This is a genomic window from Rahnella bruchi (assembly GCF_003614975.1).
Taxonomy (GTDB): domain Bacteria; phylum Pseudomonadota; class Gammaproteobacteria; order Enterobacterales; family Enterobacteriaceae; genus Rahnella; species Rahnella bruchi.
In genome coordinates this window covers 602,450-626,573 of sequence record NZ_QZWI01000001.1, presented here as the reverse complement: position 1 = coordinate 626,573, position 24,124 = coordinate 602,450, and the positions used below count along the sequence as shown (strand labels likewise).

The window sequence follows — 24,124 nt, the reverse complement described above, 5'->3', positions numbered from 1 at the left end:
CTAAATGCGGTAGTCGCAACAATCGGCAGCAGGTAAAAGGGTGGGAGAAGAGCAGATCAGGAAAGGTTGCAACAAAAAAGAACAGGCGCCCTGAGGCGCCTGCTTTAAGAGCGAAATACAGATAATCAGGATTTACGACGTCCGAGCCATAATGCCGCACCGGCCATGACTATCGTCGCAAACCACACCGGCCACCAGCCCACGCGGGCATATGGCGTCATGCCGGTTGTTGGCGTGACTTTCACGTTCAGAACCTGGCGGGTGAACTGCGGGATTTCATGGGTCACATCGCCCTGAGCATTCACAACGGCAGTAACGCCATTGTTAGTGCTGCGCAGCAACGGACGGCCAAGTTCCAGTGAACGCATACGCGCCATCTGGAAATGCTGCCACGGACCAATAGAGTGCCCGAACCAGGCATCATTAGAAATCGTCAGCAGGAAATTAGTGTCCGGTTGCAGGTTATCGCGCACCTGTTCACCGAAGACCACTTCATAACAAATCGCCGTGGTCAGATTCAGGCCGCTGACCACCAGCGGTTTCTGCACGTAGTCACCGCTGGTCAGCCCTGACATCGGCAAATCGAAAAACGGTGCCAGAGGACGAAGAATGGCTTCGAGCGGTACGAATTCACCGAATGGCACCAGATGGTGCTTGTTGAAACGGTTTTCGTCCGGGTAGCGATACGGCTTCTCCCCGCCGAGCACGATGGCACTGTTATACACCTTCATGCCTTCTTCATTGCGGCGTGCATCGATAATGCCGGTGATTAACTGGGTGCCGTGTGAGCGGTAAATATTATCTACCATGCTCAGGAAACCCTGCTGATCGGATTCAATGTCTGAAATGGCGGATTCCGGCCAGATGATCAGGCTGGATTTGCCAACGTACGGACGGCTGAGATCCAGATAGGTCTGCAACGCGCTTTCCAGTGCTTTCGGATCCCACTTCATCGACTGCGGAATATTGCCCTGAACCAGTGCCACATCGACCGTTTTATCGGTTTGTTCCTGATACCAGTGGATATAGCGCAGCGGCCATGGCAGCAGCAGCATAGCGACAGCGATAATCCCCGGCGTGAGGCGACGCTGATGTATCGCGTACACAATCAGCCCGCTCAGCGAAGTCAGTAAAATAGTGATGCCGTCGACACCGGTAATCGGAGCCAGACCTTTCAGCGGGCCGTCGATCTGACTGTAGCCGAACTGCAACCACGGGAAACCGGTCAGCACCCAGCCACGCAGGAACTCAGTAATCTGCCACAAAGCGGGCGCGCCAAGCGCCAGTTTCCACCAGGTGGTTTTCGGCCACAGTTTGCTGAACAAACCGGCAAAAAGCATCGTATACAGCGACAAATACGCTGCCAGCAATACGACCAGGAAAAGGTTAATCGCTTCCGGCATGCCGCCAAAGGTGGCGATACTGACATAAACCCAGTTTACACCACTGCCAAAAAGACCCATTCCCCAGAAAAAACCGATCAGTGCGGCCTGAGGCGGACGGCGATCGAGCGTTAATGCCAGCAGACCGCACAGCGAAATAATCGCCGCAGGCCAGAAGTCATAAGGGGAAAATGACAGCGTGCCACAGGCACCGAAAAAGAGCGCCAGCAGGGCGCGAACCCGCTGGCGTTGATATAAAGAGGCAATTGCCATGGAGTGATTATTCTTCCAGTATCGGTTGCGGCGCGTCGTCCGGTATTTTTACGTGAACCTGAATGATACGGCGGCTGTCGGCCATCGCAACCTTGAACAGGTAACCGTCAATTTCAATACTTTCACCACGCGCCGGTAAATGGCCGAATGACTGCATCACCAGACCACCAATGGTATCGACTTCGTCGTCACTGTAGTTTGTCTGGAATACTTCATTGAAATCTTCAATCGGCGCGAGTGCGCGGACGGTATACGTATGACGGCTGAGCTGGCGGATATCCAGATCTTCTGCTTCGTCGTACTCATCATCGATTTCGCCGACAATCAGTTCGAGAATATCTTCGATAGTGACCAGACCGGAAACGCCGCCGAATTCATCAACGACTATCGCCATATGGTAACGCTGGGAGCGGAACTCTTTCAGCATACGGTCTACGCGTTTGCTTTCAGGAACCACCACCGCGGTTCTCAGCACCTTATCGATGCTGAATGGCTCAGACGTTGTGCGCATAAACGGCAGCAGGTCTTTGGCCATCAGGATGCCTTCAATGTGATCCTTATCTTCGCTGATCACCGGGAAGCGTGAGTGCGCGGATTCGATGATCACATCCAGACACTCCTCCAGCGGTTGATTGCGTTTTAGCGTGATCATCTGAGAACGTGGGATCATGATGTCCCGGACGCGCTGCTCGGCGATATCCATCACGCCTTCCAGCATGTCACGGGTATCAGGGTCGATCAGATCGTTTTGTTCAGAATCACGGATCAGCTCAACCAGATCGCCACGGTTTTTTGGTTCACCGTGAAAAAGCTGGCTAAGGATAAGGGAAAAGAAGCCCTTCTTGGGACTGGGGCTGTCACTATTTTGTGAATGGTCATCGCTCATGGCGTTTGGTTTGGTTTACTCGTGTTAGTGAAAATTATGCGAAACGCCTGCGGGTGATAAACCTTCACCGGGCAGGCGCTGCGCGAGTTTACTGAAATATTCAGTGGTCTTCTTTCTCTGAAATATAAGGATCCGGATAACCCAGACCCTGCATGATTTCAGTTTCAATCGATTCCATTTCTTCGGCTTCTTCGTCAACGATATGGTCATAGCCGAGCAAATGCAAACTGCCGTGAATGACCATATGCGCCCAGTGAGCCAGAAGTTCTTTATCCTGCTCTTTCGCTTCTTTCTCAACGACCTGGCGGCAAATAATCAGGTCACCCAGAAGCGGCATCTCCATACCCGGAGGTGCTTCGAAAGGGAAGGATAACACGTTGGTGGGTTTATCCATGCCACGATAAGTCATATTCAGTTCGTGACTTTCCGGAATATCGACCAGACGGATAGTCACTTCTGATTCTTCCTGAAACTGCGGCAACACGGCTTCAAGCCAGGTCTGGAAGTCATTTTCTGACGGTAAACCTGCGGGTTCTTCGCAGGCAATTTGTAAATCTAGAATTACCGTATTCATTGACTGGCCTGTGGTGTTGAGCTGTTTTGATGTTCATGTTTACGCTCTGCGGCAATCGCATCGCGGCGTTTTTGATCTTCTTCTTCCCAGGCTTCGTACGCGACAACAATGCGCGCAACCACCGGATGACGAACTACGTCTTCACTGTGGAAGAAGTTAAAGCTGAGCTCTTCAACGGAAGACAGCACTTCAATCGCATGACGAAGACCTGATTTCTGATGACGTGGCAAGTCGATTTGCGTGACGTCACCGGTGATCACCGCTTTGGAGTTAAAACCAATACGGGTCAGGAACATTTTCATCTGTTCGATAGAGGTGTTCTGGCTCTCGTCGAGAATAATAAAGGCGTCGTTCAGGGTTCGGCCACGCATATACGCCAGCGGGGCGACTTCAATGACGTTACGCTCAATCAGTTTTTCAACTTTTTCAAAGCCGAGCATTTCAAATAATGCGTCATACAGCGGACGCAGATACGGGTCGACTTTTTGACTGAGGTCTCCCGGCAGGAAGCCCAGTTTTTCACCGGCTTCCACCGCAGGGCGGGTCAGCAGAATACGACGCACTTCCTGACGCTCCAGCGCATCCACCGCAGCGGCCACGGCCAGGTACGTTTTACCGGTCCCCGCAGGGCCAATACCAAAGGTGATATCGTGGTCGAGAATGTTGGCGATGTACTGTGCCTGATTTGGCGTCCGCGGCTTCACCATCCCGCGCTTGGTTTTGATAATGACCGCTTTACCGAAATCCGGCACGCTTTCTGCCGTCTGTTCGAGCACCCGGCTTTCTTTAATCGCCAGATGGATCTTTTCAGGATCGATATCCTGGATTTCACCGCGCAACGGCGCCGTGTCGACATATAAATCACGCAGGATGTCGGCGGCTGCCGCAACAGGCAGACTCTTACCGACCAATTTAAACGCGTTATCACGACGGTTGATTTCAACGCCCAACCGGCGTTCCAGTTGTTTGATATTGTCATCAAACGGCCCGCACAGGCTCAGCAAACGCTGGTTGTCTTCGGGCTCCAGTAAAATCTCTTGTGTTACAACGTTCAAACGAATCCTTTGGGTCACTTAGGACCTGTTGTCATTTCACCCGGCTCATTACTACTTTCAGCCGTCAACCATACCTGAGTTAATAATACATCCCCTTGGCAAAATATGCTGCGCCGCGGCGGCAGTTGCAGGGACCTTCATCCGAATATGCGGCCTTTGCCGAAAAATTAAACCCTAACGATGAAGGTATTAGCGAAAAACTCAAAAGAAACAGGACGCCGTAGCGCCCTGTGGATATCAGGTTATGCATCACTAATATGATTCAGGGTTGATACATTCCAACGCCCAATTCATTTTCTTTACGGGTGCGTTCGATGACGGATTGCGGAGATTCATGCAGACGCAGTGCCATCTGTTCTTCGGTGCGCACAACCACACCGCGCAGTGAGTTGGCATAAACATCGACAATTTCGACATCCACGAACTTACCAATCATATCCGGCGTGCCTTCGAAATTAACCACGCGGTTACATTCGGTACGCCCTGTGAGCTCCATAATGTCCTTACGCGACGTGCCTTCCACCAGAATGCGCTGAACGGTGCCCAGCGTGGCGCGGCTGAAACGCATAACCTGTTGCGTGATTCGGTCCTGCAACAGCGCCAGACGCTGTTTCTTCTCGTCCATGCCCACGTCATCCACCATATCTGCCGCCGGTGTGCCTGGACGCGGAGAATAGATGAAGCTGAAACTGACGTCGTAATTCACCTGTGCAATCAAATCCATCGTGCGTTCAAAATCATCGTTCGTTTCGCCAGGGAAACCAATGATGAAATCTGAACTGAAATGAATATCCGGACGTGCGGCGCGCAGTTTGCGGATAGTCGATTTGTATTCCAGCACGGTGTGAGGGCGCTTCATCATCGTCAGAATGCGATCAGAACCGCTCTGAATAGGCAGGTGCAGGAAGCTCACCACTTCAGGTGTGTCTTTGTAGACGTCGATAATGTCATCGGTAAATTCGACCGGATGACTGGTGGTGAAGCGGATGCGATCGATGCCGTCAATCGTCGCCACCAGACGCAGAAGCTCAGCAAAGGTGCAGATGCCGCCATCAAAAGAATCGCCGCGATAGGCATTGACGTTCTGGCCCAGCAGATTGACTTCACGCACCCCTTGCGCGGCCAGCTGTGCGACTTCAAACAGTACGTCATCGCACGGACGGCTGACTTCTTCGCCACGGGTATAAGGCACCACGCAGAAGCTGCAATACTTGTTGCAACCTTCCATGATGGACACGAAAGCCGTCGGGCCGTCGGCGCGCGGTTCCGGCAGACGGTCGAATTTTTCGATTTCCGGGAAACTGATGTCCACGACCGGGCTTTTGGTGCCGCGAACGTGGTTTACCATTTCCGGTAAACGATGCAGGGTTTGCGGACCGAAAACGATGTCGACACAAGGCGCGCGTTTACGCAGCATTTCGCCTTCCTGCGACGCGACGCAGCCACCGACGCCGATAATGAGATCAGGGTTTTTCTTTTTCAGTAATTTCCAGTGTCCGAGCAGGCTGAACACTTTCTCCTGCGCTTTTTCCCTGATTGAGCAGGTGTTGAGCAGCAGGATGTCTGCTTCTTCAGCGTTATCCGTCAGCTGGTAACCGTGGGTGCTGTCGAGAAGGTCGGCCATTTTAGATGAATCGTATTCATTCATCTGGCAGCCCCAGGTTTTTATGTGCAGTTTTTTAGTCATCAGCGTGTCAGTACTCAATACGGGGAACGTTAGATCGGCAATGCCGCAGTGCATAGCATAGTTCAGGGGCGCCATTGTAAACCCTCACTCCGGTGCTGACCAGTGCAGGAAAGTAGCTTAGGCCCTGATGCTGACACAAAAATCCGGTACACTTCGCATAATGAACTGAACAGAAAGCCGGAATAAAATGAATAATTCTGAGAAGACATTTGATGCAGTAATAGTCGGTGGCGGCATGGTTGGCGCGTCTGCGGCGCTGGGGCTGGCAAAACAGGGGTTGCAGGTCGCACTGATTGAGAATGAAGCGCCTGCCGGATTTGACCCTTCAGCACCCGCTGATTTGCGTATTTCCGCCATTGGCTGCGCGTCTGTCCGATTTTTACAGAAACTGGGCGCTTGGGAAGCGGTTGAGAAAATGCGCTCGGTGCCGTATCGCCGGCTTGAAACCTGGGAAGTGGACGGTTCTGATGTGAAATTTGACGCGCAATCGCTCGGATTGCCGGAGCTGGGATTCATGGTCGAAAACCGGGTGTTGCAGTTAGCACTGTGGCAGCAGTTTGACGTACTCCCGAATCTGACGCGTTTTTGTCCGGCAAAGTTACGCCACCTTTTACAGCACGATGATCAAACCTGGTCTCTGCAACTGACTACCGGTGAATTGTTGCACACGAAACTGGTGATTGCTGCCGATGGGGCGAATTCCCTGGTACGTCAGCTGGCGGGAATTGGTGTGGATGGCTGGGAATATCGCCAGCACTGCATGCTGATTAATGTTGAAACCGAAACGCCGGATCAGGATGTTACATGGCAGCAATTTTTCCCATCCGGGCCGCGTGCGTTTCTGCCGCTCTTCGGCCATCAGGCCTCGCTGGTCTGGTATGACAGCCCGCAGCGCATCCGTTACCTGAAAACGCTGAATATGCAGCAGCTCACGACAGAAGTGATGCAGGCTTTCCCGGCGCGTTTGGGCAATATCAAAGCCATATCCGCAGGGGCGTTCCCGCTGGTTCGCCGTCACGCTCAGCGTTATGTCTTACCGGGACTGGCGCTGGTTGGTGACGCGGCGCATACCATCAATCCGCTGGCAGGGCAGGGCGTGAATCTGGGGTATCGCGACGTAGAGGCACTGTTATCAGTGCTGGAAAAGGCGCGTGACCACGATGAGGCATGGAGCAGCGAGAAAGTTTTACTGCGTTATCAGCGTCAGCGTCGTCTGGATAATTTGCTGATGCAAAGTGGCATGGATTTGTTCTACACCGCCTTCAGCAACGATCTGGCACCGGTGAAAGTGCTGCGTAATCTGGCGCTGATGACCGCACAGCGTGCCGGCGCACTGAAAACCAAAGCGCTGAAATATGCGTTAGGGATTTAACGAAGTTAAGGCTGGCGGGGAAACATCTTTGCCAGCCTTTATTTTTTGCATATTTTCATAGTAGTTAACATGCAAAATGATTAAAACGCAGAAAAGCAAAAAGCCCGCACGAGGCGGGCTTTCTTAATGTGGCTGGGGTACCAGGATTCGAACCTGGGAATGCTGGTATCAAAAACCAGTGCCTTACCGCTTGGCGATACCCCAATTTTGTTTCTCACTACCTTTTGAGTAGTGTACTGCAAGTAAGATGGTGGCTACGACGGGATTCGAACCTGTGACCCCATCATTATGAGTGATGTGCTCTAACCAACTGAGCTACGTAGCCATCTTTTTTCGCGCTACCTTCATCGGCGTTGCGGGGCGCATTATGCGTATATGACCGTTTTGCGTCAACACCTTTTTTGGAGAAAAAGCCCTGATTGCGTCCATTTGTCTGGCTTATAACCACTCTGGTGATAAATTGGACAAAAGACATTATTTTTACTGGCTTTACCCATAGAAAAACGGGCCTGGAGAGGCCCGTTTGCTACAAGGAGAATTACCGGTAAATCGATTATTTGTAGGCGGACTGATGTACGCCCACTGCACGGCCAGAAGGGTCATCCATGTTTTTGAACGCTTCATCCCACTCAATTGCTTTCGCGGAAGAACAGGCCACTGAAGGGCCACCAGGCACGCATTCAGCCGCGCTTGGAACCGGGAACAATTCTTCAAAAATCGTACGGTAAAGGTAGCCTTCTTTTGAAGTCGGTGTGTTATACGGGAAACGGAAATGCGCAGTTTCAAGCTGCTGATCGGTGATCTGCTGAGAGGCCACTTCTTTTAAGGTATCGATCCAGCTATAACCTACGCCATCAGAGAACTGTTCTTTCTGACGCCATGCCACGCTGTGTGGCAGATAAGACTCGAAACATTCACGTAGGATATGTTTTTCCATCTTGCCGTTGCCGCACATTTTGTCTTTCGGGTTGATACGCATCGCGACATCGAGGAATTTTTTGTCCAGGAAGGGTACACGGGCTTCCACACCCCAGGCTGACATCGCTTTGTTGGCACGCGCACAGTCATACATGTGCAGGGCAAGCAATTTACGCACGGTTTCTTCATGGAATTCTTTGGCGTTCGGCGCTTTGTGGAAATACAGGTAGCCGCCCAATACTTCGTCTGCGCCTTCGCCAGATAACACCATTTTGATGCCCATCGCTTTGATTTTACGCGACATCAGATACATCGGCGTAGATGCACGGATAGTTGTAACGTCGTAAGTTTCGATGTGATAAATAACATCGCGGATAGCATCAAGACCTTCCTGCACGGTGAAATGAATTTCGTGGTGCACGGTGCCTAAATGGTTGGCCACTTCCTGAGCTGCGCGCAAATCAGGTGAACCTTCCAGACCGACAGCAAAGGAGTGCAGCTGCGGCCACCAGGCTTCGCTCTGATCTTTATCTTCGATACGGCGACCGGCAAATTTCTTGGTGATCGCGGAAATCACGGATGAATCCAGACCACCGGACAGCAGCACGCCGTAAGGCACGTCAGACATCAGGTGACTTTTCACTGATTCTTCCAGTGCATCTTTCAGGGCAGCAGCGTCAGTGACGTTGTCTTTGACGTTTTCGAAGTCAAACCAGTCACGCTGGTAGTATTCGCGAATTTCACCTTCCTGGCTCCACAGATAGCTGCCAGCCGGGAATTCTTTGATGGTGCGGCAAACGGGTACCAGCGCTTTCATTTCAGAAGCGACATACATGTTGCCGTGTTCGTCGTAGCCCATATACAGCGGGATGATGCCCAGATGGTCACGGCCGATCAGGTACGCGTCTTTTTCTGTGTCATACAGAATAAAGGCGAACATGCCTTGCAGTTCATCGAGGAAGGCAGGGCCTTTCTCCTGATACAGCGCCAGAATCACTTCACAGTCGGACGCGGTCTGGAATTCATATTTGTCGCCCAGTTCTGCGCGCAGGGCCTGGTGGTTGTAAATTTCGCCGTTAACAGCCAGAACGTGAGTATGTGCTGCGTTGTAAAGAGGCTGTGCGCCGTTGTTCACGTCCACAATGGACAGACGCTCGTGCGACAGAATCGCTTTGTCGCTGGCAAACACGCCGGACCAGTCTGGTCCGCGGTGACGCATGAGGCGCGACAGTTCCAGCGCTTTTTTGCGCAGCTCGACGGAGTCAGTTTTGATATCGAGCACACCGAAAATTGAACACATATTACTTTCTCCCTAACGACGTTTCTCTGGCTGTCATTTTTATGTTTATGAATGAGGATCAACGTTGCCGTTATTACAGTTTTAGCCGGCGTTTGTTGCGTTGCTGACTATGAAAATGCGTCAAAACCCCCATGTTGTGCAAGTGGTTTAACGCTCTTCTGATAAATAGTTGGTTGATGGTAGGTGTTCTTTAGCGAATCACCAGTTTTATGGCGATTTCATTAGCGGATTGTTAATTTAATTGCCAAAAATTGAGGAGGATTCAAAAAAAGAGAAAAGTGGATAAATATCAGACAGCAACACGAAAAAAAAACGAGCCGGAATAATCATCCAGGCTCGTTTTCATAGAGTTCTCTGTGGACGTTAAATCACGTCAATATCGGCAACGGAAGGATAAATCCAGGTCGGGCGGAAGGGCATGCCCTCAATATCATTGAGAGTGGAAACACCGGTCAGCACCAGAATGGTTTCCAGACCTGCCTGGAAGCCCGCCAGAATGTCGGTGCGAAGGTTATCGCCCACAATGACGGTGTCTTCAGAATGTGCCTGCATTTTATTGAGCGCTGAGCGGATTATCCACGGGCTCGGCTTGCCCACGTAAAATGGCTGGCGGCCGGTAATTTTTTCGATAGGTGCACATAACGCGCCACAGGCCGGGACAAAGCCATGCCCGTGATTATCCGGGTTGGTCGCGATAAATCGTGCGCCATTGGCCACGAAATAGGCGGCTTTATGGATCATGTCCCAGTTATAAGAACGGGTTTCGCCAACAATCACGAAATCAGGATTGATATCGGTAATAGTGAAACCGGCTTTATACAGTTCATGGATCAGCGCACCTTCGCCGACGACATAAGCCTTTTTGCCTTCCTGACGTTTCAGGAAATCAGCGGTGGCCATCGCGGAGGTGAAAAATGCACTTTCAGGGACTTCAAGACCGGCCGCGCTGAAACGGTTTGCCAGATCCTGCGCTGTCTGGGAAGGGTAGTTAGTGAGAATAACTAACGGCATTCCCTGTTCCTGAATTCGCGCCAGAAAACGGTCGGCGCCGGGTACTGCGGTATTGTCGTGCAGCAGCACGCCATCAATGTCACAAATTACGTTCTTTATTGTCATGATTTCCAAACCCACATTTTCAGTCCCATTCCTGGCAGCCCGATACTATAGCACGTCTCAATTTTCCATCAGACGCTGCAACAGAACGCCATTGAGCATAGCCCGTTTGACCAGCGCAAAAGCGCCAATTGCGGACTGATGATTCAGGGCTGAAGTCACTACCGGTAAATTGCGGCGGAAATCTTTCAGAACCTGCGCATTAATACAGCTCTGAATGGCCGGAAGCAGTACTTTGTCGGCTTCCGTGATTTCACCGGCAATCACCACTTTTTGCGGATTAAACAGGTTAATCGCAATAGAAACGCCTTTACCCAGCTGGCGACCCACATGCTCAATCACTTCAGTAGCCAGCGCATCGTGGCGATTGGCGGCCTTACAAATGGCAGAAATCGAACAGTCTTCCAGACTCAGTTTGCTGGCATAGCCTTGTGTCAGCAGATGGCGCACACGGTTTTCGATGGCGGCATTTGCTGCAACGGTTTCCAGACACCCGAAATTTCCGCAATGACAGCGTTCGCCCAGCGGATCGATTTGGATATGGCCGATTTCACCGACGTTGCCGTTACTGCCAAGAAAGATCTGGCCGTTAACGATGATCCCGGCCCCGGTTCCGCGGTGTAAGCGAACCAAAATGGAGTCCTGACAGTCGCGGGTCGCACCGAAGTAGTGCTCTGCCAGCGCCAGACTGCGGATATCGTGGCCGACAAAACTGGTGACTTTGAATTTTGCTTCCAGCGCATCCACTAATTTCCACCCGCCGACGCTGATATGCGGCATGTAGCGCACGATCCCTTTATTCGGATCGACCAGCCCCGGAAGGATGACAGAAATGGCAATCAGTTCGCGGATTTTACGTTGATTCAGCTCGATGAACTGGGCGATGGCTTCGAACAGCGCGTTCTCAAGCGTTTCCTGAGTGCGTTCAGGCAGGGCGTAATGTTGCTCTGCCAGCGATTTAGCACTGAGATCGTAGAGGGTAATCGTCGCATCGTGGCGGCCAAGGCGCACCGCAATGGTATGAAAAGGGCGGGTTTCGGTAATGATGGAAATTGCGCGGCGGCCTCCGGTAGAAGCCTGCTGATCCACTTCTTTAATCAGCCCGCGCTCAAGCAATTGCCGCGTAATCTTGGTGACACTGGCGGGCGCTAACTGGCTCATGTCGGCAATCTGAATGCGCGAGATGGGGCCTTGTTGGTCAATCAGGCGGTAAACCGCCGCCCCGTTTAACTGCTTAACCAGATCAACGTTGCCGATTTGTGCCTGCTGTCCGCCAGTTGTCATCAATGCTGTTATCCGCTCAATTAAACTTCGTCACCATTAACGATAGTTTTTGTGATTTTAAAATCATGAGTGAACGCGGTGAGGTTAGCGACTTTACCTGCTTCGATGCTGCCCAGCTGGTCATCAAGACCAATGGCGCGAGCCGGATAAAGCGATGCCATACGCAGCGTCTCATCCAAAGCAATTCCGACATGTTCGACGCTGTTTTGCACCGCTTCGATCATCGTCAGCGCAGAGCCGCTCAGCGTACCGTTTTCGTCCACACAGAGTCCGTCACGGTAGTATATTGTTTTACCAGCAAAAATGAACTCATCAATATTCGCGCCAGCCGGAGCAGTGGCGTCCGTGACCAACACCAGCTTTTCGCCTTTGAGCTTTTTCGCGTTGCGGATATTAGCCCAATCCACATGCAAACCGTCTGCAATGACGCCAGTGTACACTTCAGGCGTATCGAAGATTGCACCAATAAGGCCAGGCTGACGACCGGTAATGGCGGGCATTGCATTATAAAGGTGCGTCGCAAAGCTGATCCCTGCCGCAAAACCGGCACGCGCTTCAGCATACGTAGAATTTGAATGGCCAGCGGAAATCACAATCCCGGCATCACGCAACTGGCGGATATATTTCGCATCAACCTGTTCCGGGGCCAGCGTCAGCTGAGTGATCACGTCAGCATTCGCGCAGAGGAAATCAATCATGGCGCTGTCTGGCAGGCGGATGAAGGCAGGATTATGCGTGCCTTTTTTCGCCGGGCTGAGATATGGCCCTTCCAGATGAAGTCCCAAAGCCTGGTTCGGATACTTTTCCAAATAGGTGCGCATCACGCTGATACCGTGTTTCATGTAGTCATCGCTACAGGTGATAAGCGTCGGTAAGAAACTGGTACAGCCGGATTTTTCATTGGCTTTTTGCATGATTTCTAACGTTTCTACGGAAATAGCTTCCAGAGAATCGTTGAACTGCACGCCGCCACAACCATTAAGTTGCAGATCGATAAATCCGGGGGCAAGAATGGCGCCATCCAGACTGCGGGTTTCCACATTCGCCGGCAATTCACTCACCGGGCAGACACGTTCGATTTTGCCATCCGCAATCACGACCGCGTGGTTATCCAGAACGTCATGACCGGTATATATCCGGCCCTCAATCAATGCGTACATCATGCCCCCATTCCCCTAAATCATTTGAGCCGCAGCGGCGTTGGCTGCTTTCACTCACTCCGGTCACTTACTTCAGTAAGCTCCCGGAGATTCGTTCAGTTGCCGCCTTGCTGCAACTCCAATGCTTTCGGGGACTCAGTTAATTAAAGATTTTTCATATTTTCCGCTTCTAACTCGCGGAAATATTTAACAGTTTTGACTTTCAGTTCCATGGTGGACGGTTCGTCACATACCATAACGGCTTTGGCGTGCAATTGCAGGCAGCTGATGGTCCACATGTGGTTAATGTTGCCTTCAACAGCGGCTTCCAGAGCCTGTGCTTTCGCATGACCGGTAACCAGAATCATCACTTCTTCCGCATCCAGCAAGGTCCCCACGCCAACGGTCAGGGCGAATTTTGGCACCTGAGACACATCGTTGTCGAAGAAACGTGAGTTCGCGATACGGGTTTCATGAGTCAGTGTTTTGATACGCGTACGTGAAGCCAGTGAAGACGCTGGTTCGTTGAATGCGATATGACCGTCGTTGCCCACGCCACCCATGAACAGGTTAATTTTGCCGTAAGACTTAATTTTCGCTTCGTACTGGCGGCATTCTTCGTCAACGTCTGGCGCATTACCATTGAGCAAGTTGATGTTTTCGCGTGGAATATCAACGTGGTCAAAGAAGTTTTTGTACATGAAAGTATGGTAGCTCTCAGGATGTTCCTGTGGCAGACCGACATATTCGTCCATGTTGAAAGTGACGACGTTCTTGAAGCTAACCTGGCCTGCTTTATGCATGGCGATTAAATGTTTATAAGCTTCAAGAGGGGTACCACCGGTAGGCAGGCCCAGAATGAAAGGACGTTCGGCAGTCGGTTTAAAAGCGTTAATGCGTTCAACGATATGACGTGCAGCCCATTTGCCAACTTCAGTGGTGGTGTTTAAAGGAATAAGTCTCATCACGTACCTCTAGTTTCAGAATATTGAATATACTGTTGATATCCTTTGTCCTTGACCTTGCAGGGGCGTTGGCTGCTCTCGTTCACCCGAATCACTTACCTGTGTAAGCGCATCGGGATCCACTCGATTGCCGCCTTCCTGCAACGTCAATGACTGCGGATATACGTAGTCAAAGTAAAAACTAAGTTCGTCAGTTCAAAGGCGGTCTTGTTAAGCGTAAACCACCGCGGCGGTTTATGAATGGCACAATGCCGTCTAGATTTTTTTAATGATAAAATAAGTTTTGTGTGAAGACCAGTCTGATGGCATGTTATGACCTCTTTTTGGTGACATTTCTCACAAAAAGAGAGGTTTTAATTTGCGATACGAAATAATCTTTTTACACTCGCAGTGCTGTTAGTTATAAGTCAGTCGGTTAAATCGGAACGGTAAATGTAAAGGTAGTAACCATACTAATTAAACTACTTAGGTGATTCGCCTGACGGCGGATAGGGGGAAATGTGAATATTCTTGGATTCTTTCAGCGTTTAGGCAGAGCGCTTCAGCTGCCGATAGCCGTACTACCGGTCGCTGCATTATTGCTGCGTTTCGGTCAGCCTGATCTTCTTAATATGCCTTTCATCGCGCAAGCCGGTGGCGGGATTTTCGATAACCTCGCATTAATTTTTGCTATCGGTGTGGCATCCAGCTGGTCTAAAGACAATGCGGGTGCAGCAGCATTAGCGGGCGGTATTGGTTACTTCATCCTGACTAAAGCGATGGTGACCATTAACCCAGCGGTAAACATGGGCGTGCTGGCTGGTATTATTACTGGTCTGGTGGGCGGTATGGTTTACAACCGCTGGTCTGATATCAAACTGCCTGACTTCCTGAGCTTCTTCGGTGGGAAACGCTTCGTTCCTATCGCAACGGGCTTCTTCTGTCTGATTTTGGCCGCTATCTTCGGTTACGTCTGGCCTCCGGTGCAGGATGCAATCCGTGCGGGCGGGGAGTGGATCGTAGGGGCTGGTGCATTCGGTGCAGGTATCTTTGGTTTCGTAAACCGTTTGCTGATCCCAACAGGTTTGCATCAGGTTCTGAATACCATTGCATGGTTCCAGATTGGTGACTTCACCAACGCTGCTGGGACTGTATTCCACGGTGATATCAACCGCTTCTACGCGGGTGACGGCACTGCAGGGATGTTCATGTCCGGCTTCTTCCCAATCATGATGTTTGGTCTGCCAGGCGCAGCATGTGCAATGTACTTTGCAGCACCGAAAGAGCGTCGTTCGCTGGTGGGCGGTATGCTGGTATCCGTTGCTGTGACGGCATTCCTGACCGGTGTTACTGAGCCGTTAGAATTCCTGTTCATGTTCCTTGCTCCGTTGCTTTACTTAGTACACGCCATCCTGACCGGGATCAGCCTGTACATCGCAACCGCACTGGGTATTCACGCAGGCTTCTCCTTCTCTGCAGGTGCCATCGACTATGCGTTGATGTACAACCTGCCGGCAGCAAGTAAAAACGTCTGGATGTTGCTGGTGATGGGTGTGGTCTTCTTCATCATTTACTTCGTTCTGTTCAGCGTCATCATCCGCATGTTCAACCTGAAAACACCAGGTCGTGAAGACGACGTTGATCATATCGGTGAACCTGAAGCAAACAGCAACACTGAAGAAGGTCTGAATCAGCTGGCTGTGAGCTACATTGGGGCTCTGGGTGGTTCTGATAACTTCAAAGGGATTGATGCCTGTATTACCCGTCTGCGTCTGAACGTGAAGGATGCCGGTACCGTTGATGACGCCGCGTGTAAACGTCTGGGTGCATCAGGTATTGTTCGTCTGAACAAACAAAGCATTCAGGTTATCGTCGGTGCTAAAGCAGAATCTCTGGCTGATGCCATGAAAAAAGTGATGGCACGCGGTCCGGTTCCTGCAGGTGTAGCGACACCCGTTGCTGCGGTAAAAGCGGCTCCTCAGGCTGTGCCAAACAGCGTGAAAACTGTGGTTGAAACGCTGGTTTCGCCGGTCACCGGTGACATCGTTGCGCTGGAGCAGGTGCCTGATGAAGCATTTGCCAGCAAAGCCGTCGGTGATGGCGTGGCTATTCGTCCGACCGATAAAATCGTGGTTTCTCCTGCGGCCGGTACTGTGGTGAAAATCTTCAATACCAATCATGCGTTCTGCCTGGAAACTACTTCCGGTGCTGAGATCGTGGTGCATATGGGTATTGATACTGTTGCACTGAATGGTCAGGGCTTTACCCGCCTGGTCGAAGAAGGCGCAACTGTCGTCGCGGGTCAGCCTGTACTGGAACTGGATCTGGATTATCTGAACGCCAACGCGCGCTCAATGATAAGCCCGGTTGTGGTCAGCAACATCGACGATTATACCGGTGTGATTTCTCTGGCCAGCGGCTCAGTGGTTGCCGGTCAGACCAAACTGTTCGAAATCCAGAGTAAATAATTCTGCTGATTAAGTAACAGTCGAAAGCAGAGCAAAAAGTCCAATCGCGGGAAGAGAGCAATCTCTTCCCGCTTTTTTTATTGCTTCTAAGCAGACGCCATGCAGATAACCACGATTTTATGCAACTAACGGTTGTTTCCTTACGTGGCTTGTTGGAACATAAGCGGTTATCCGTAGAGTCAAATGTCGCGTAGAGGAATTGCACAATGAGTGAGGCAGAAGCCCGCCCAACAAATTTTATCCGTCAGATTATTGATGAAGATCTGGCGACCGGGAAACACAATACCGTTCATACCCGTTTCCCGCCCGAGCCTAATGGCTATCTGCATATTGGTCATGCGAAATCTATCTGCCTGAATTTTGGCATCGCGCAAGACTATCAGGGGCAGTGCAACCTGCGTTTTGACGATACCAATCCGGCAAAAGAAGATATTGAATTCGTTGATTCAATCAAACACGACGTGCAATGGTTAGGTTTCGACTGGAGTGGTGATATTCATTACTCTTCGGATTATTTTGATCAGCTGCACGCCTACGCGCTGGAACTGATCAATAAAGGTCTGGCTTATGTTGATGAACTGTCTCCAGACCAGATCCGCGAATACCGTGGCTCCCTGACATCGCCTGGTAAAAACAGCCCGTTCCGCGATCGCAGCGTAGAAGAGAATATCGCGCTGTTCGAAAAAATGCGTAACGGCGAATTTGCCGAAGGCGCTGCGTGTCTGCGTGCAAAAATCGATATGGCTTCGCCATTCTTCGTGATGCGTGATCCGGTGATTTACCGTATCAAATTTGCAGAACACCATCAGACCGGCAACAAATGGTGCATCTATCCGATGTACGATTTCACCCACTGCATTTCCGATGCGCTGGAAGGGATCACACATTCACTGTGTACGCTGGAGTTCCAGGACAACCGCCGTCTGTACGACTGGGTGCTGGATAACATCAGCATTCCATGCCATCCGCGGCAGTACGAGTTCTCCCGTCTGAATCTCGAATACTCCATCATGTCCAAGCGTAAGCTGAATCTGCTGGTGACGGATAATATCGTTGAAGGCTGGGATGATCCGCGTATGCCGACCGTTTCCGGTCTGCGTCGCCGTGGTTACACTGCCGCGTCTATCCGTGAATTCTGCCGTCGTATCGGCGTGACGAAACAAGATAACAACGTCGAAATGATGGCGCTGGAATCCTGTATCCGTGATGACCTGAACGAAAACGCACCACGCGCCATGGCGGTTATCAATCCGGTTAAAGTGATCATTGAAAACTTTACCGGTGATGACGTGCAGATGGTGAAAATGCCGAACCATCCGAGCAAACCGGAAATGGGTTCGCGTGAAGTGCCGTTCACCCGTGAAATCTATATCGATCAGGCCGATTTCCGTGAAGAAGCCAACAAACAGTACAAACGTCTGGTGCTGGGCAAAGAAGTTCGTCTGCGCAATGCGTATGTGATCAAAGCGGAACGTATCGAGAAAGATGCAGAAGGTAATATCACCACCATCTTCTGTTCTTACGATATCGAAACGCTGAGCAAAGATCCTGCTGATGGCCGCAAGGTGAAAGGCGTGATCCACTGGGTTTCTGCGTCTGAAGGTAAACCGGCGGAATTCCGTCTGTATGACCGTCTGTTCAGTGTTGCTAATCCTGGGCAGGCAGAAGACTTCCTGACCACGATCAACCCGGAATCGCTGGTGATTGCCCATGGTTTTGTTGAGCCTTCTCTGGTGGCTGCTCAGGCTGAAATCAGCCTGCAGTTCGAGCGTGAAGGTTACTTCTGCGCCGACAGCCGCTACTCAAGCGCGGATAATCTGGTATTCAACAGGACCGTCGGCCTGCGTGACACATGGGAAAGCAAACCCGTTGCGTAATTGCCTCTGAACAGTTTGTTTTGACCGACTAAAAGTTAAACGCAGCTCCGGCTGCGTTTTTTTATGTCTGATGCCAGCCAATTTTGTTTTTCATCGCGAATTAATGTGTTTTTGATGTTTGCTTTTTAAACCTTGTTTTGGTGTGCTGAAACGTTTTAATTATCGTTTTCAAACGTCATTACTCTGATTTAATTATTTATTTTCATTATTTCCCTGCTTAATCCCTCACCATAGTCTTTTGTTACACTTTTTCATCTTTATGTGCACTTTGTCATATTTCGGCGATCAATGATTAATTACTCATTGATAATTCGCGTCGCGAAAAATACTCTTGATGGTGATTTATCCGGTTACGCCTCTGGCGGCCGCTTTTAATACCCGTTTGGGTTTTGTACGTTTTTTTAGTCAAAAATGAGGAATTTCTATGCACAAGCACCTTAACAGGGGCAGGGGATCGGCTTACCTGAAACCTGCACTTTATTCTCTTGCCGGCACCTTATTGGGTGGCGGAATGATGTTTTCTGAAGACGCCAAAGCGGCTGGCTTTATTGACGATTCGACCCTGACCGGCGGTGTGTATTACTGGCAGCGTGAACGTGACCGCAAAGACCTTAATAAAACCAAAGAAGAAACCCGCCCTGACGGCACAAAAGTCACGGTGAACAATCCTGATTACGACAAGTACGCCACCAACCTTTCGCATTCCACCGCTAACCTGAATCTCGATTTTTCCTCCGGCTATGCCTGGGATATGTTCGGGATCGACGTCGCCGCTTTTACTGCCATTGAATTAGCTGAAGCCAGCGACAGCGGCCATCCAAACGAAATCGCGTTTTCCTCTAAAAACCACGCCTACGACGAAGATTATTCGGGCGATAAAGGCGGGGTCAGCCTTTATAAAGCTGCCGGTAAATTTAAATACGGCGGATTCTGGGGACACGCAGGTTACATTCAACCAACCGGTCAGACACTGATTGCGCCACACTGGAGCTTCATGCCGGGTACTTACCGCGGTGCGGAAGCGGGCTACAAGCATGACTTCGGTGATCCGGGCGAACTGAGTTTCTCCTACATGTGGGCTGACGAATACAAATCCCCATGGCATCTGGAAATGGATGATTTCCGCCAGAACGATAAGAAAACCGGTGTTTCGTATATCCATTCTCTCGGCGCGAAATACGACTTCAAAAATGATTTGGTACTGGAAGGCGCTTTTGGTCAGGCTGAAAGCTACGTCGATCAGTACTTCGCCAAAACGTCGTATAAAATCGATCTGATGGGCAATCCGCTGACTACCAGCTACCAGTTCTATGGCGCGGAAGACCGCATCAGCGACAAGAACGATCCGAACAGCTTGTATGACGGACTGGCCTGGTTGCAGGCGCTGACTTTCGGTTACACCACCGGCCAGTTTAACTGGCGTCTGGAAGGCACGATGGTCAAAGCGGAAGGTAATCAGGGCTACTTCCTGCAACGTATGACTCCGACGTATTCGTCTTCAAACGGTCGTCTGGACGTATGGTGGGATAACCGTTCGGACTTCAACGCCAACGGCGAAAAAGCAGTGTACGCCGGTGTACTTTACGATCTCGCGAAATGGGATCTTCCAGGCCTCGCCGTCGGGGGTTCTTATGTTTATGCGTGGGACGCCAAACCGAGCACCAACGCCGCCTACGATCAGAGCCAGCGCCTGAAAGAGAGTGCCTGGAGTCTGGATGCGCTTTACACCATTCAGGAAGGCCGCGCGAAAGGTACGCTGTTCAAACTGCATTACACCCAATACGACAACCATTCGGATATTCCGAGCTGGGGCGGGGGTTACGGCAACATATTCCAGGATGAAAAAGACGTGAAATTCATCGTTATTGCTCCATTCACTATTTTCTGAGGTCGTTATGTCGATGAATAAATTACTGATGATTGTGGTATCGGCTGTTCTGCTGGCAGGGTGTGCGCCAACCGCCGATCAGGCTCAAATATCCAAAACGCGTGAAGACTACAGGGCGTGTATTAATACGTCGGAAGGTAATCCGGACAAACTGGCGACCTGTCAGGTGCTACTGGACAAGCTGAAGCAGGAAAAAGCCCATCAGAAATTTGCCGAACAGGAAACGGTGCGCGTGGTGGATTATCAGCGTTGTCTGACGGCGCGTAAAACCGGTGATGGTCAGGCATATGCGGCGGATTGCGGTAAAATCTGGCAGGAAATCAAATCCAGTAATGCGCCTGCACCCGCTAACTAAACGCAATGTTTTGGCATAAGCTTCATTGAAACAAAACCCCGGCTTGCCGGGGTTTTGTCGTTTTAGCGGCATCCGTTTCTTATCCCGAACCGCAGGCATAAAAAAACCGCTTTTCAGCGGTTAGTTTATTCAGACGACTTGCGACAACAAAAACCGGGCAAATTAGTGCGCAGGTTTGTCGTTGTGCAGAGATTCATCTTCACGGCAGTCGCCTGCTTCACAGTGGCCGTACAGATACAGACTGTGGTTGGTCAGTTTAATACCATGTTTCTTAGCAATCTCACGCTGACGACCTTCAATATATTCGTCACGGAATTCAATCACACGACCGCAATCCAGGCAGATCAGGTGATCGTGGTGATGTTGCTGAGTCAGTTCGAATACGGACTTGCCGCCTTCGAAGTTATGACGGGTGACGATACCGGCATCGTCAAACTGGTTCAGAACACGGTAAACCGTGGCGAGACCAATTTCTTCGCCCATATCAATCAGTTGCTTGTAAAGATCTTCCGCACTAACGTGATGACCTTCCGGCGCTTGCAGCACTTCCAGGATTTTGAGGCGCGGAAGCGTGACTTTTAAGCCGGCTTTCTTCAATGCGGTGTTGTTGTCAGTCATGCGGATTCAGTCCTGTTACTATGTGCTAATCAAGTTGAGGCATGCAGCCTGTGGCATCGGCGGCACAAAATTGTTCGTTTGCTGTTCTTCGTTTAGGGGAAGTGTGCCCATTCTCGTAAACGACAGCCTGTTAATAAAGATCACAAATTACCTGTCACATTAATAATGCAACGACTTGATCGATAGAAAAAACAGATGAACTCAGTGTACCTTGATACGACCGAAAGTTACAATTTTGTAGCGGTTAAATTGTTAATTTCAGTAATAGTTTGGCCCTTCAATTGTAGAATAAATCCTCAGGGCCAACAGGGTTTTTAGCCAATAATTTCTGAAAGGCTGAGTTCTTCTGTGATCTGTTTCACCCACGCATCTACACGTTCAGCAGTCAGTTCCGGCTGACGGTCTTCGTCAATTGCCAGTCCGATGAAGTGCTTATCATCAGCCAGGCCTTTAGAGGCTTCAAAATGATAACCTTCCGTTGGCCAGTGGCCGACAATCACCGCGCCGCGTGGCTCAATGATATCGCGCACGGTACCCAGTGCATCGCAGAAATACTCGGCATAGTCTTCCTGATCGCCGCAGCCAAACAGGGCCACCAGCTTACCTTCGAAATCTATCTCTTCGAGCGATGGGAAAAAGTCGTCCCAGTCACACTGCGCTTCACCGTAATACCAGGTTGGAATTCCGATCAGCAAAATATCGAATTTTTCCAGATCCTCTTTGCTGCTCTTCGCAATGTCATGCACCTCAGCTACATCTTTACCCAATTGTTTCTGGATCATTTTAGCGATGTTTTCGGTGTTACCTGTATCGGATCCAAAGAAGATACCTACAACGGCCATAAGATTACCTAACCTCTTGTTCTAAATGAAGTGCCCTGCATTGCAGGCAATAATAGCGAAGATGATACCAAACTCGCGAGGCGGAGAATATGTTTCTGCTCGCCTTCTTAACCGGGGAATAAGTGTATCGGGCAATATTTTAAAGTGTTATCGCCATCGTGTGCTAATTAACCTTAATGTTCCTGAGGTTAAAAGCAAAGTTAAGAAATAACTCTGCTCCTTCCTTAAGTTTATGCAGGTCCAGCCGATAGATGATGCGAGAGCAATCTCATCATAATAAAGAAATCGATGCCCGGAGAGGTGTTCAAACATGTCCGGGGGCGTAAGCCTGCGGGTGACTTGTCTTGATTCTCCGCATCCCCGTCAATCCTCAGACCAGAAACAGTTCTGTTTCGAGAGAGGCATATCGTGCAGTTTTTGAAAAATATTACCATCAGGGCCGCTTTATTAACCATTCTTGGCATCTTTTGCGTGATGTGGGCCGGTGTTTCGATTTATACCGTCACATCACTTGGCACATTGACGCAAAACACCAGTAACAGTACCGAGCTGGTCAACAACATGACGCTGATCAGCAAAGGTAACGATCAGTATTTCCGCACAGTGACACGTCTGAGCCGCGCTGTTGCACAGCTTCAGGCGGATCCGACAAAAGGCAGTGAGACTTTTGACACCGCCAAACAATCTCTCGATGGACTGACACAGGCGCTGGCCAGTTTTAAAACGGCTGCACATCCAGGTTTAGAAGATTCTGCCGTTCAGGAACTGATCACCAGCTGGGAAAACCTGCTGACCCAGGGCGTTACGCCGTTATTCAATGCTGCCAGCAGCAAGAATATCGATACCTATAACCAGTTAGCCAATACCACGGTTCCGGCACTGAGCCGTAATTTTGGTTCATCAATGGAAAAAGTCAGCAGCCAGATTGCGGTTGATTTTAAGGCGGCACAAACTGAATCCAATCATCTGACCTACATGAGCAAAGTTATTCAGCTGAGCGCATTCGGGATTGGTTTGCTTCTGTTGCTGCTGACCGATCGTTATCTGGTGATGGCGCTGGTGAAACCGCTGGATAAAATCCGCGATCACTTCGCGGTGATCGCCAGCGGTGACCTGACGCATTATCTGGAAGAGTTTGGTAAAAACTGTGCCGGTAAACTGATCCCGCTGCTGAACGTGATGCAGTCGAGCCTGGTGAATACGGTGCAGACGATCCGTAACTGTACAAACCATATCTATCAGGGCGCGTCAGAAATTTCAGCGGGCAATAACGATTTGTCCTCGCGAACGGAAGAACAGGCTTCTGCTCTGGAACAAACCGCAGCCAGTATGGAAGAACTGACGGCGACGGTGAAACACAACGCTGATAACGCTCATCACGCCAGCCAGCTGGTGATTGAAGCTTCCGGCACGGCGCAGAAGGGCGGCAATATTGTGGCGGATGTGGTTAGCACCATGAAAGACATTTCCGGCAGCTCGAAAAAGATTGCTGAAATTACGTCTGTCATCAACAGCATTGCTTTCCAGACCAACATTCTGGCGCTGAACGCGGCGGTAGAAGCCGCGCGTGCGGGCGAGCAGGGTCGGGGATTTGCGGTGGTCGCCAGTGAAGTGCGCAATCTCGCACAGCGCAGCGCCCAGGCAGCGAAAGAAATCGAATCGCTTATCAGTGAATCGGTTTCCCGCGTCGACAGCGGTTCCAGACTGGTGGAAAACGCCGGTCTGACCATGAATGAAGTGGTGCGCTCGATTACGCATGTCACCGATATCATGGCGGAAATCGCTTCTGCATCTGATGAGCAGAGCAAAGGCATTGGTCAGGTAGCGGTCGCGATCACGCAGATGGACAGCGTGACACAGCAGAACGCCTCGCTGGTGGAACAGGCTTCGCAGGCGGCAGTTTCTCTGGAAGAACAGGCTTCATTGCTTAATAACGCCGTGGCTACATTCAAACTCAGAGACAACGTGACCAACGTGAAGGGCCGGCCAGCGAAAGCGATTTCTGCCCCGTTGCTGCGTCCGGATACCGGGTTGCTTTCGGTGAATGGCGCGAAAAGCTCGGAAAATTGGGAAACATTCTGAGTGGTAAAGGGTAGATCAGAGTAGATAAAGAAAGGAAAAACAAACGGGTAGCCTGGAAAGGTTACCC

General features: G+C 50.6%; 18 protein-coding genes and 2 tRNA genes. 6 read left to right on the top strand and 14 right to left on the bottom strand.

Annotation, left to right across the window (positions count from 1 at the left end; all coding sequences use genetic code 11):
- Positions 1-125: 125 nt before the first annotated feature.
- The 5 genes from lnt to miaB all read right to left on the bottom strand — a co-directional run bounded on the left by lnt (position 126) and on the right by miaB (position 5,857).
- Positions 126-1,655, bottom strand: a complete 1,530-nt coding sequence (gene lnt, locus D5398_RS03080; protein WP_120506277.1) for an apolipoprotein N-acyltransferase — start codon at positions 1,653-1,655, stop codon at positions 126-128.
- A gap of 7 nt (positions 1,656-1,662) precedes the next feature.
- Positions 1,663-2,541 carry a CNNM family magnesium/cobalt transport protein CorC gene (corC, locus tag D5398_RS03075; RefSeq protein ID WP_056771527.1) on the bottom strand — a complete coding sequence of 293 codons (879 nt, stop codon included), beginning with the start codon at positions 2,539-2,541 and terminating at the stop codon, positions 1,663-1,665.
- A 100-nt stretch (positions 2,542-2,641) separates the two neighbouring features.
- Positions 2,642-3,115: an rRNA maturation RNase YbeY gene (ybeY, locus tag D5398_RS03070; protein ID WP_120506276.1), complete on the bottom strand. Its 474-nt coding sequence runs from the start codon at positions 3,113-3,115 to the stop codon at positions 2,642-2,644.
- Positions 3,112-4,188: a PhoH family protein gene (locus tag D5398_RS03065; RefSeq protein WP_208645860.1), complete on the bottom strand. Its 1,077-nt coding sequence runs from the start codon at positions 4,186-4,188 to the stop codon at positions 3,112-3,114. Before D5398_RS03065 ends, ybeY begins: the two co-directional genes overlap by 4 nt.
- 244 nt (positions 4,189-4,432) lie before the next feature.
- Positions 4,433-5,857: a tRNA (N6-isopentenyl adenosine(37)-C2)-methylthiotransferase MiaB gene (gene miaB / locus D5398_RS03060; RefSeq protein ID WP_120506672.1), complete on the bottom strand. Its 1,425-nt coding sequence runs from the start codon at positions 5,855-5,857 to the stop codon at positions 4,433-4,435.
- A 187-nt stretch (positions 5,858-6,044) separates the two neighbouring features.
- On the opposite strand from miaB, the gene ubiF reads away from it, so the two are divergent.
- A complete protein-coding gene (ubiF, locus tag D5398_RS03055; protein WP_120506274.1) occupies positions 6,045-7,229 on the top strand; it encodes a 3-demethoxyubiquinol 3-hydroxylase in 1,185 nt (394 codons plus the stop codon).
- Positions 7,230-7,358: 129 nt separating this feature from the next.
- Here the strand turns inward: ubiF and D5398_RS03050 are convergent.
- The 7 genes from D5398_RS03050 to nagB form a co-directional block, all read right to left on the bottom strand.
- Positions 7,359-7,433, bottom strand: a tRNA-Gln gene (locus D5398_RS03050).
- Positions 7,434-7,477: 44 nt separating this feature from the next.
- Positions 7,478-7,554, bottom strand: a tRNA-Met gene (locus tag D5398_RS03045).
- 228 nt (positions 7,555-7,782) lie between these two features.
- A complete protein-coding gene (gene asnB / locus D5398_RS03040; protein ID WP_120506273.1) occupies positions 7,783-9,447 on the bottom strand; it encodes an asparagine synthase B in 1,665 nt (554 codons plus the stop codon).
- A gap of 363 nt (positions 9,448-9,810) precedes the next feature.
- Complete coding sequence (locus D5398_RS03035; RefSeq protein WP_120506671.1) at positions 9,811-10,563, bottom strand: HAD-IIA family hydrolase; 753 nt, start codon at positions 10,561-10,563, stop codon at positions 9,811-9,813.
- 57 nt (positions 10,564-10,620) lie between these two features.
- Positions 10,621-11,844 (bottom strand): DNA-binding transcriptional regulator NagC, encoded by a 1,224-nt coding sequence (gene nagC, locus D5398_RS03030; protein ID WP_120506272.1) that lies wholly within the window; start codon positions 11,842-11,844, stop codon positions 10,621-10,623.
- Positions 11,845-11,864: 20 nt separating this feature from the next.
- Entirely contained in the window at positions 11,865-13,004 is a 1,140-nt protein-coding gene (gene nagA, locus D5398_RS03025; protein ID WP_120506271.1) for an N-acetylglucosamine-6-phosphate deacetylase, read from the bottom strand.
- A gap of 143 nt (positions 13,005-13,147) precedes the next feature.
- Positions 13,148-13,948 carry a glucosamine-6-phosphate deaminase gene (nagB, locus tag D5398_RS03020; RefSeq protein WP_120506270.1) on the bottom strand — a complete coding sequence of 267 codons (801 nt, stop codon included), beginning with the start codon at positions 13,946-13,948 and terminating at the stop codon, positions 13,148-13,150.
- Positions 13,949-14,448: 500 nt separating this feature from the next.
- On the opposite strand from nagB, the gene nagE reads away from it, so the two are divergent.
- The 4 genes from nagE (at position 14,449) to chiQ (ending at position 20,515) form a co-directional block, all read left to right on the top strand.
- The gene (gene nagE, locus D5398_RS03015) at positions 14,449-16,395 is read left to right on the top strand and encodes a PTS N-acetyl glucosamine transporter subunit IIABC (RefSeq protein WP_120506269.1); all 1,947 of its coding nucleotides are present in this window, start codon (positions 14,449-14,451) and stop codon (positions 16,393-16,395) included.
- Between the two features lie 206 nt (positions 16,396-16,601).
- Entirely contained in the window at positions 16,602-18,272 is a 1,671-nt protein-coding gene (glnS, locus tag D5398_RS03010; protein ID WP_120506268.1) for a glutamine--tRNA ligase, read from the top strand.
- 424 nt (positions 18,273-18,696) lie between these two features.
- On the top strand, positions 18,697-20,160 hold the full coding sequence (gene chiP / locus D5398_RS03005; RefSeq protein ID WP_120506267.1) for a chitoporin ChiP: 1,464 nt from the start codon (positions 18,697-18,699) through the stop codon (positions 20,158-20,160).
- Positions 20,161-20,173: 13 nt separating this feature from the next.
- Positions 20,174-20,515 (top strand): ChiQ/YbfN family lipoprotein, encoded by a 342-nt coding sequence (gene chiQ / locus D5398_RS03000; protein ID WP_162940709.1) that lies wholly within the window; start codon positions 20,174-20,176, stop codon positions 20,513-20,515.
- A 162-nt stretch (positions 20,516-20,677) separates the two neighbouring features.
- On the opposite strand, the gene fur is transcribed toward chiQ, so the two are convergent.
- Complete coding sequence (fur, locus tag D5398_RS02995; RefSeq protein WP_015698140.1) at positions 20,678-21,133, bottom strand: ferric iron uptake transcriptional regulator; 456 nt, start codon at positions 21,131-21,133, stop codon at positions 20,678-20,680.
- A 314-nt stretch (positions 21,134-21,447) separates the two neighbouring features.
- A complete protein-coding gene (gene fldA / locus D5398_RS02990; RefSeq protein ID WP_112287653.1) occupies positions 21,448-21,975 on the bottom strand; it encodes a flavodoxin FldA in 528 nt (175 codons plus the stop codon).
- Between the two features lie 408 nt (positions 21,976-22,383).
- Here fldA and D5398_RS02985 point away from each other — a divergent pair, with 408 nt between their 5' ends.
- Complete coding sequence (locus D5398_RS02985) at positions 22,384-24,057, top strand: methyl-accepting chemotaxis protein (RefSeq protein ID WP_120506265.1); 1,674 nt, start codon at positions 22,384-22,386, stop codon at positions 24,055-24,057.
- Positions 24,058-24,124: the final 67 nt, after the last annotated feature.

What these genes read in the sequence shown, in the direction of transcription:
- fldA (WP_112287653.1), bottom strand. Translation starts at nt 21,975, where the DNA reads ATGGCCGTTGTAGGTATCTTCTTTGGATCCGATACAGGTAACACCGAA.
- glnS (WP_120506268.1), top strand. Translation starts at nt 16,602, where the DNA reads ATGAGTGAGGCAGAAGCCCGCCCAACAAATTTTATCCGTCAGATTATT.
- fur (WP_015698140.1), bottom strand. Translation starts at nt 21,133, where the DNA reads ATGACTGACAACAACACCGCATTGAAGAAAGCCGGCTTAAAAGTCACG.
- nagA (WP_120506271.1), bottom strand. Translation starts at nt 13,004, where the DNA reads ATGTACGCATTGATTGAGGGCCGGATATATACCGGTCATGACGTTCTG.
- asnB (WP_120506273.1), bottom strand. Translation starts at nt 9,447, where the DNA reads ATGTGTTCAATTTTCGGTGTGCTCGATATCAAAACTGACTCCGTCGAG.
- chiP (WP_120506267.1), top strand. Translation starts at nt 18,697, where the DNA reads ATGCACAAGCACCTTAACAGGGGCAGGGGATCGGCTTACCTGAAACCT.
- chiQ (WP_162940709.1), top strand. Translation starts at nt 20,174, where the DNA reads ATGAATAAATTACTGATGATTGTGGTATCGGCTGTTCTGCTGGCAGGG.
- ubiF (WP_120506274.1), top strand. Translation starts at nt 6,045, where the DNA reads ATGAATAATTCTGAGAAGACATTTGATGCAGTAATAGTCGGTGGCGGC.
- nagC (WP_120506272.1), bottom strand. Translation starts at nt 11,844, where the DNA reads ATGACAACTGGCGGACAGCAGGCACAAATCGGCAACGTTGATCTGGTT.
- nagB (WP_120506270.1), bottom strand. Translation starts at nt 13,948, where the DNA reads ATGAGACTTATTCCTTTAAACACCACCACTGAAGTTGGCAAATGGGCT.
- corC (WP_056771527.1), bottom strand. Translation starts at nt 2,541, where the DNA reads ATGAGCGATGACCATTCACAAAATAGTGACAGCCCCAGTCCCAAGAAG.
- ybeY (WP_120506276.1), bottom strand. Translation starts at nt 3,115, where the DNA reads ATGAATACGGTAATTCTAGATTTACAAATTGCCTGCGAAGAACCCGCA.
- D5398_RS03035 (WP_120506671.1), bottom strand. Translation starts at nt 10,563, where the DNA reads ATGACAATAAAGAACGTAATTTGTGACATTGATGGCGTGCTGCTGCAC.
- lnt (WP_120506277.1), bottom strand. Translation starts at nt 1,655, where the DNA reads ATGGCAATTGCCTCTTTATATCAACGCCAGCGGGTTCGCGCCCTGCTG.
- miaB (WP_120506672.1), bottom strand. Translation starts at nt 5,857, where the DNA reads ATGACTAAAAAACTGCACATAAAAACCTGGGGCTGCCAGATGAATGAA.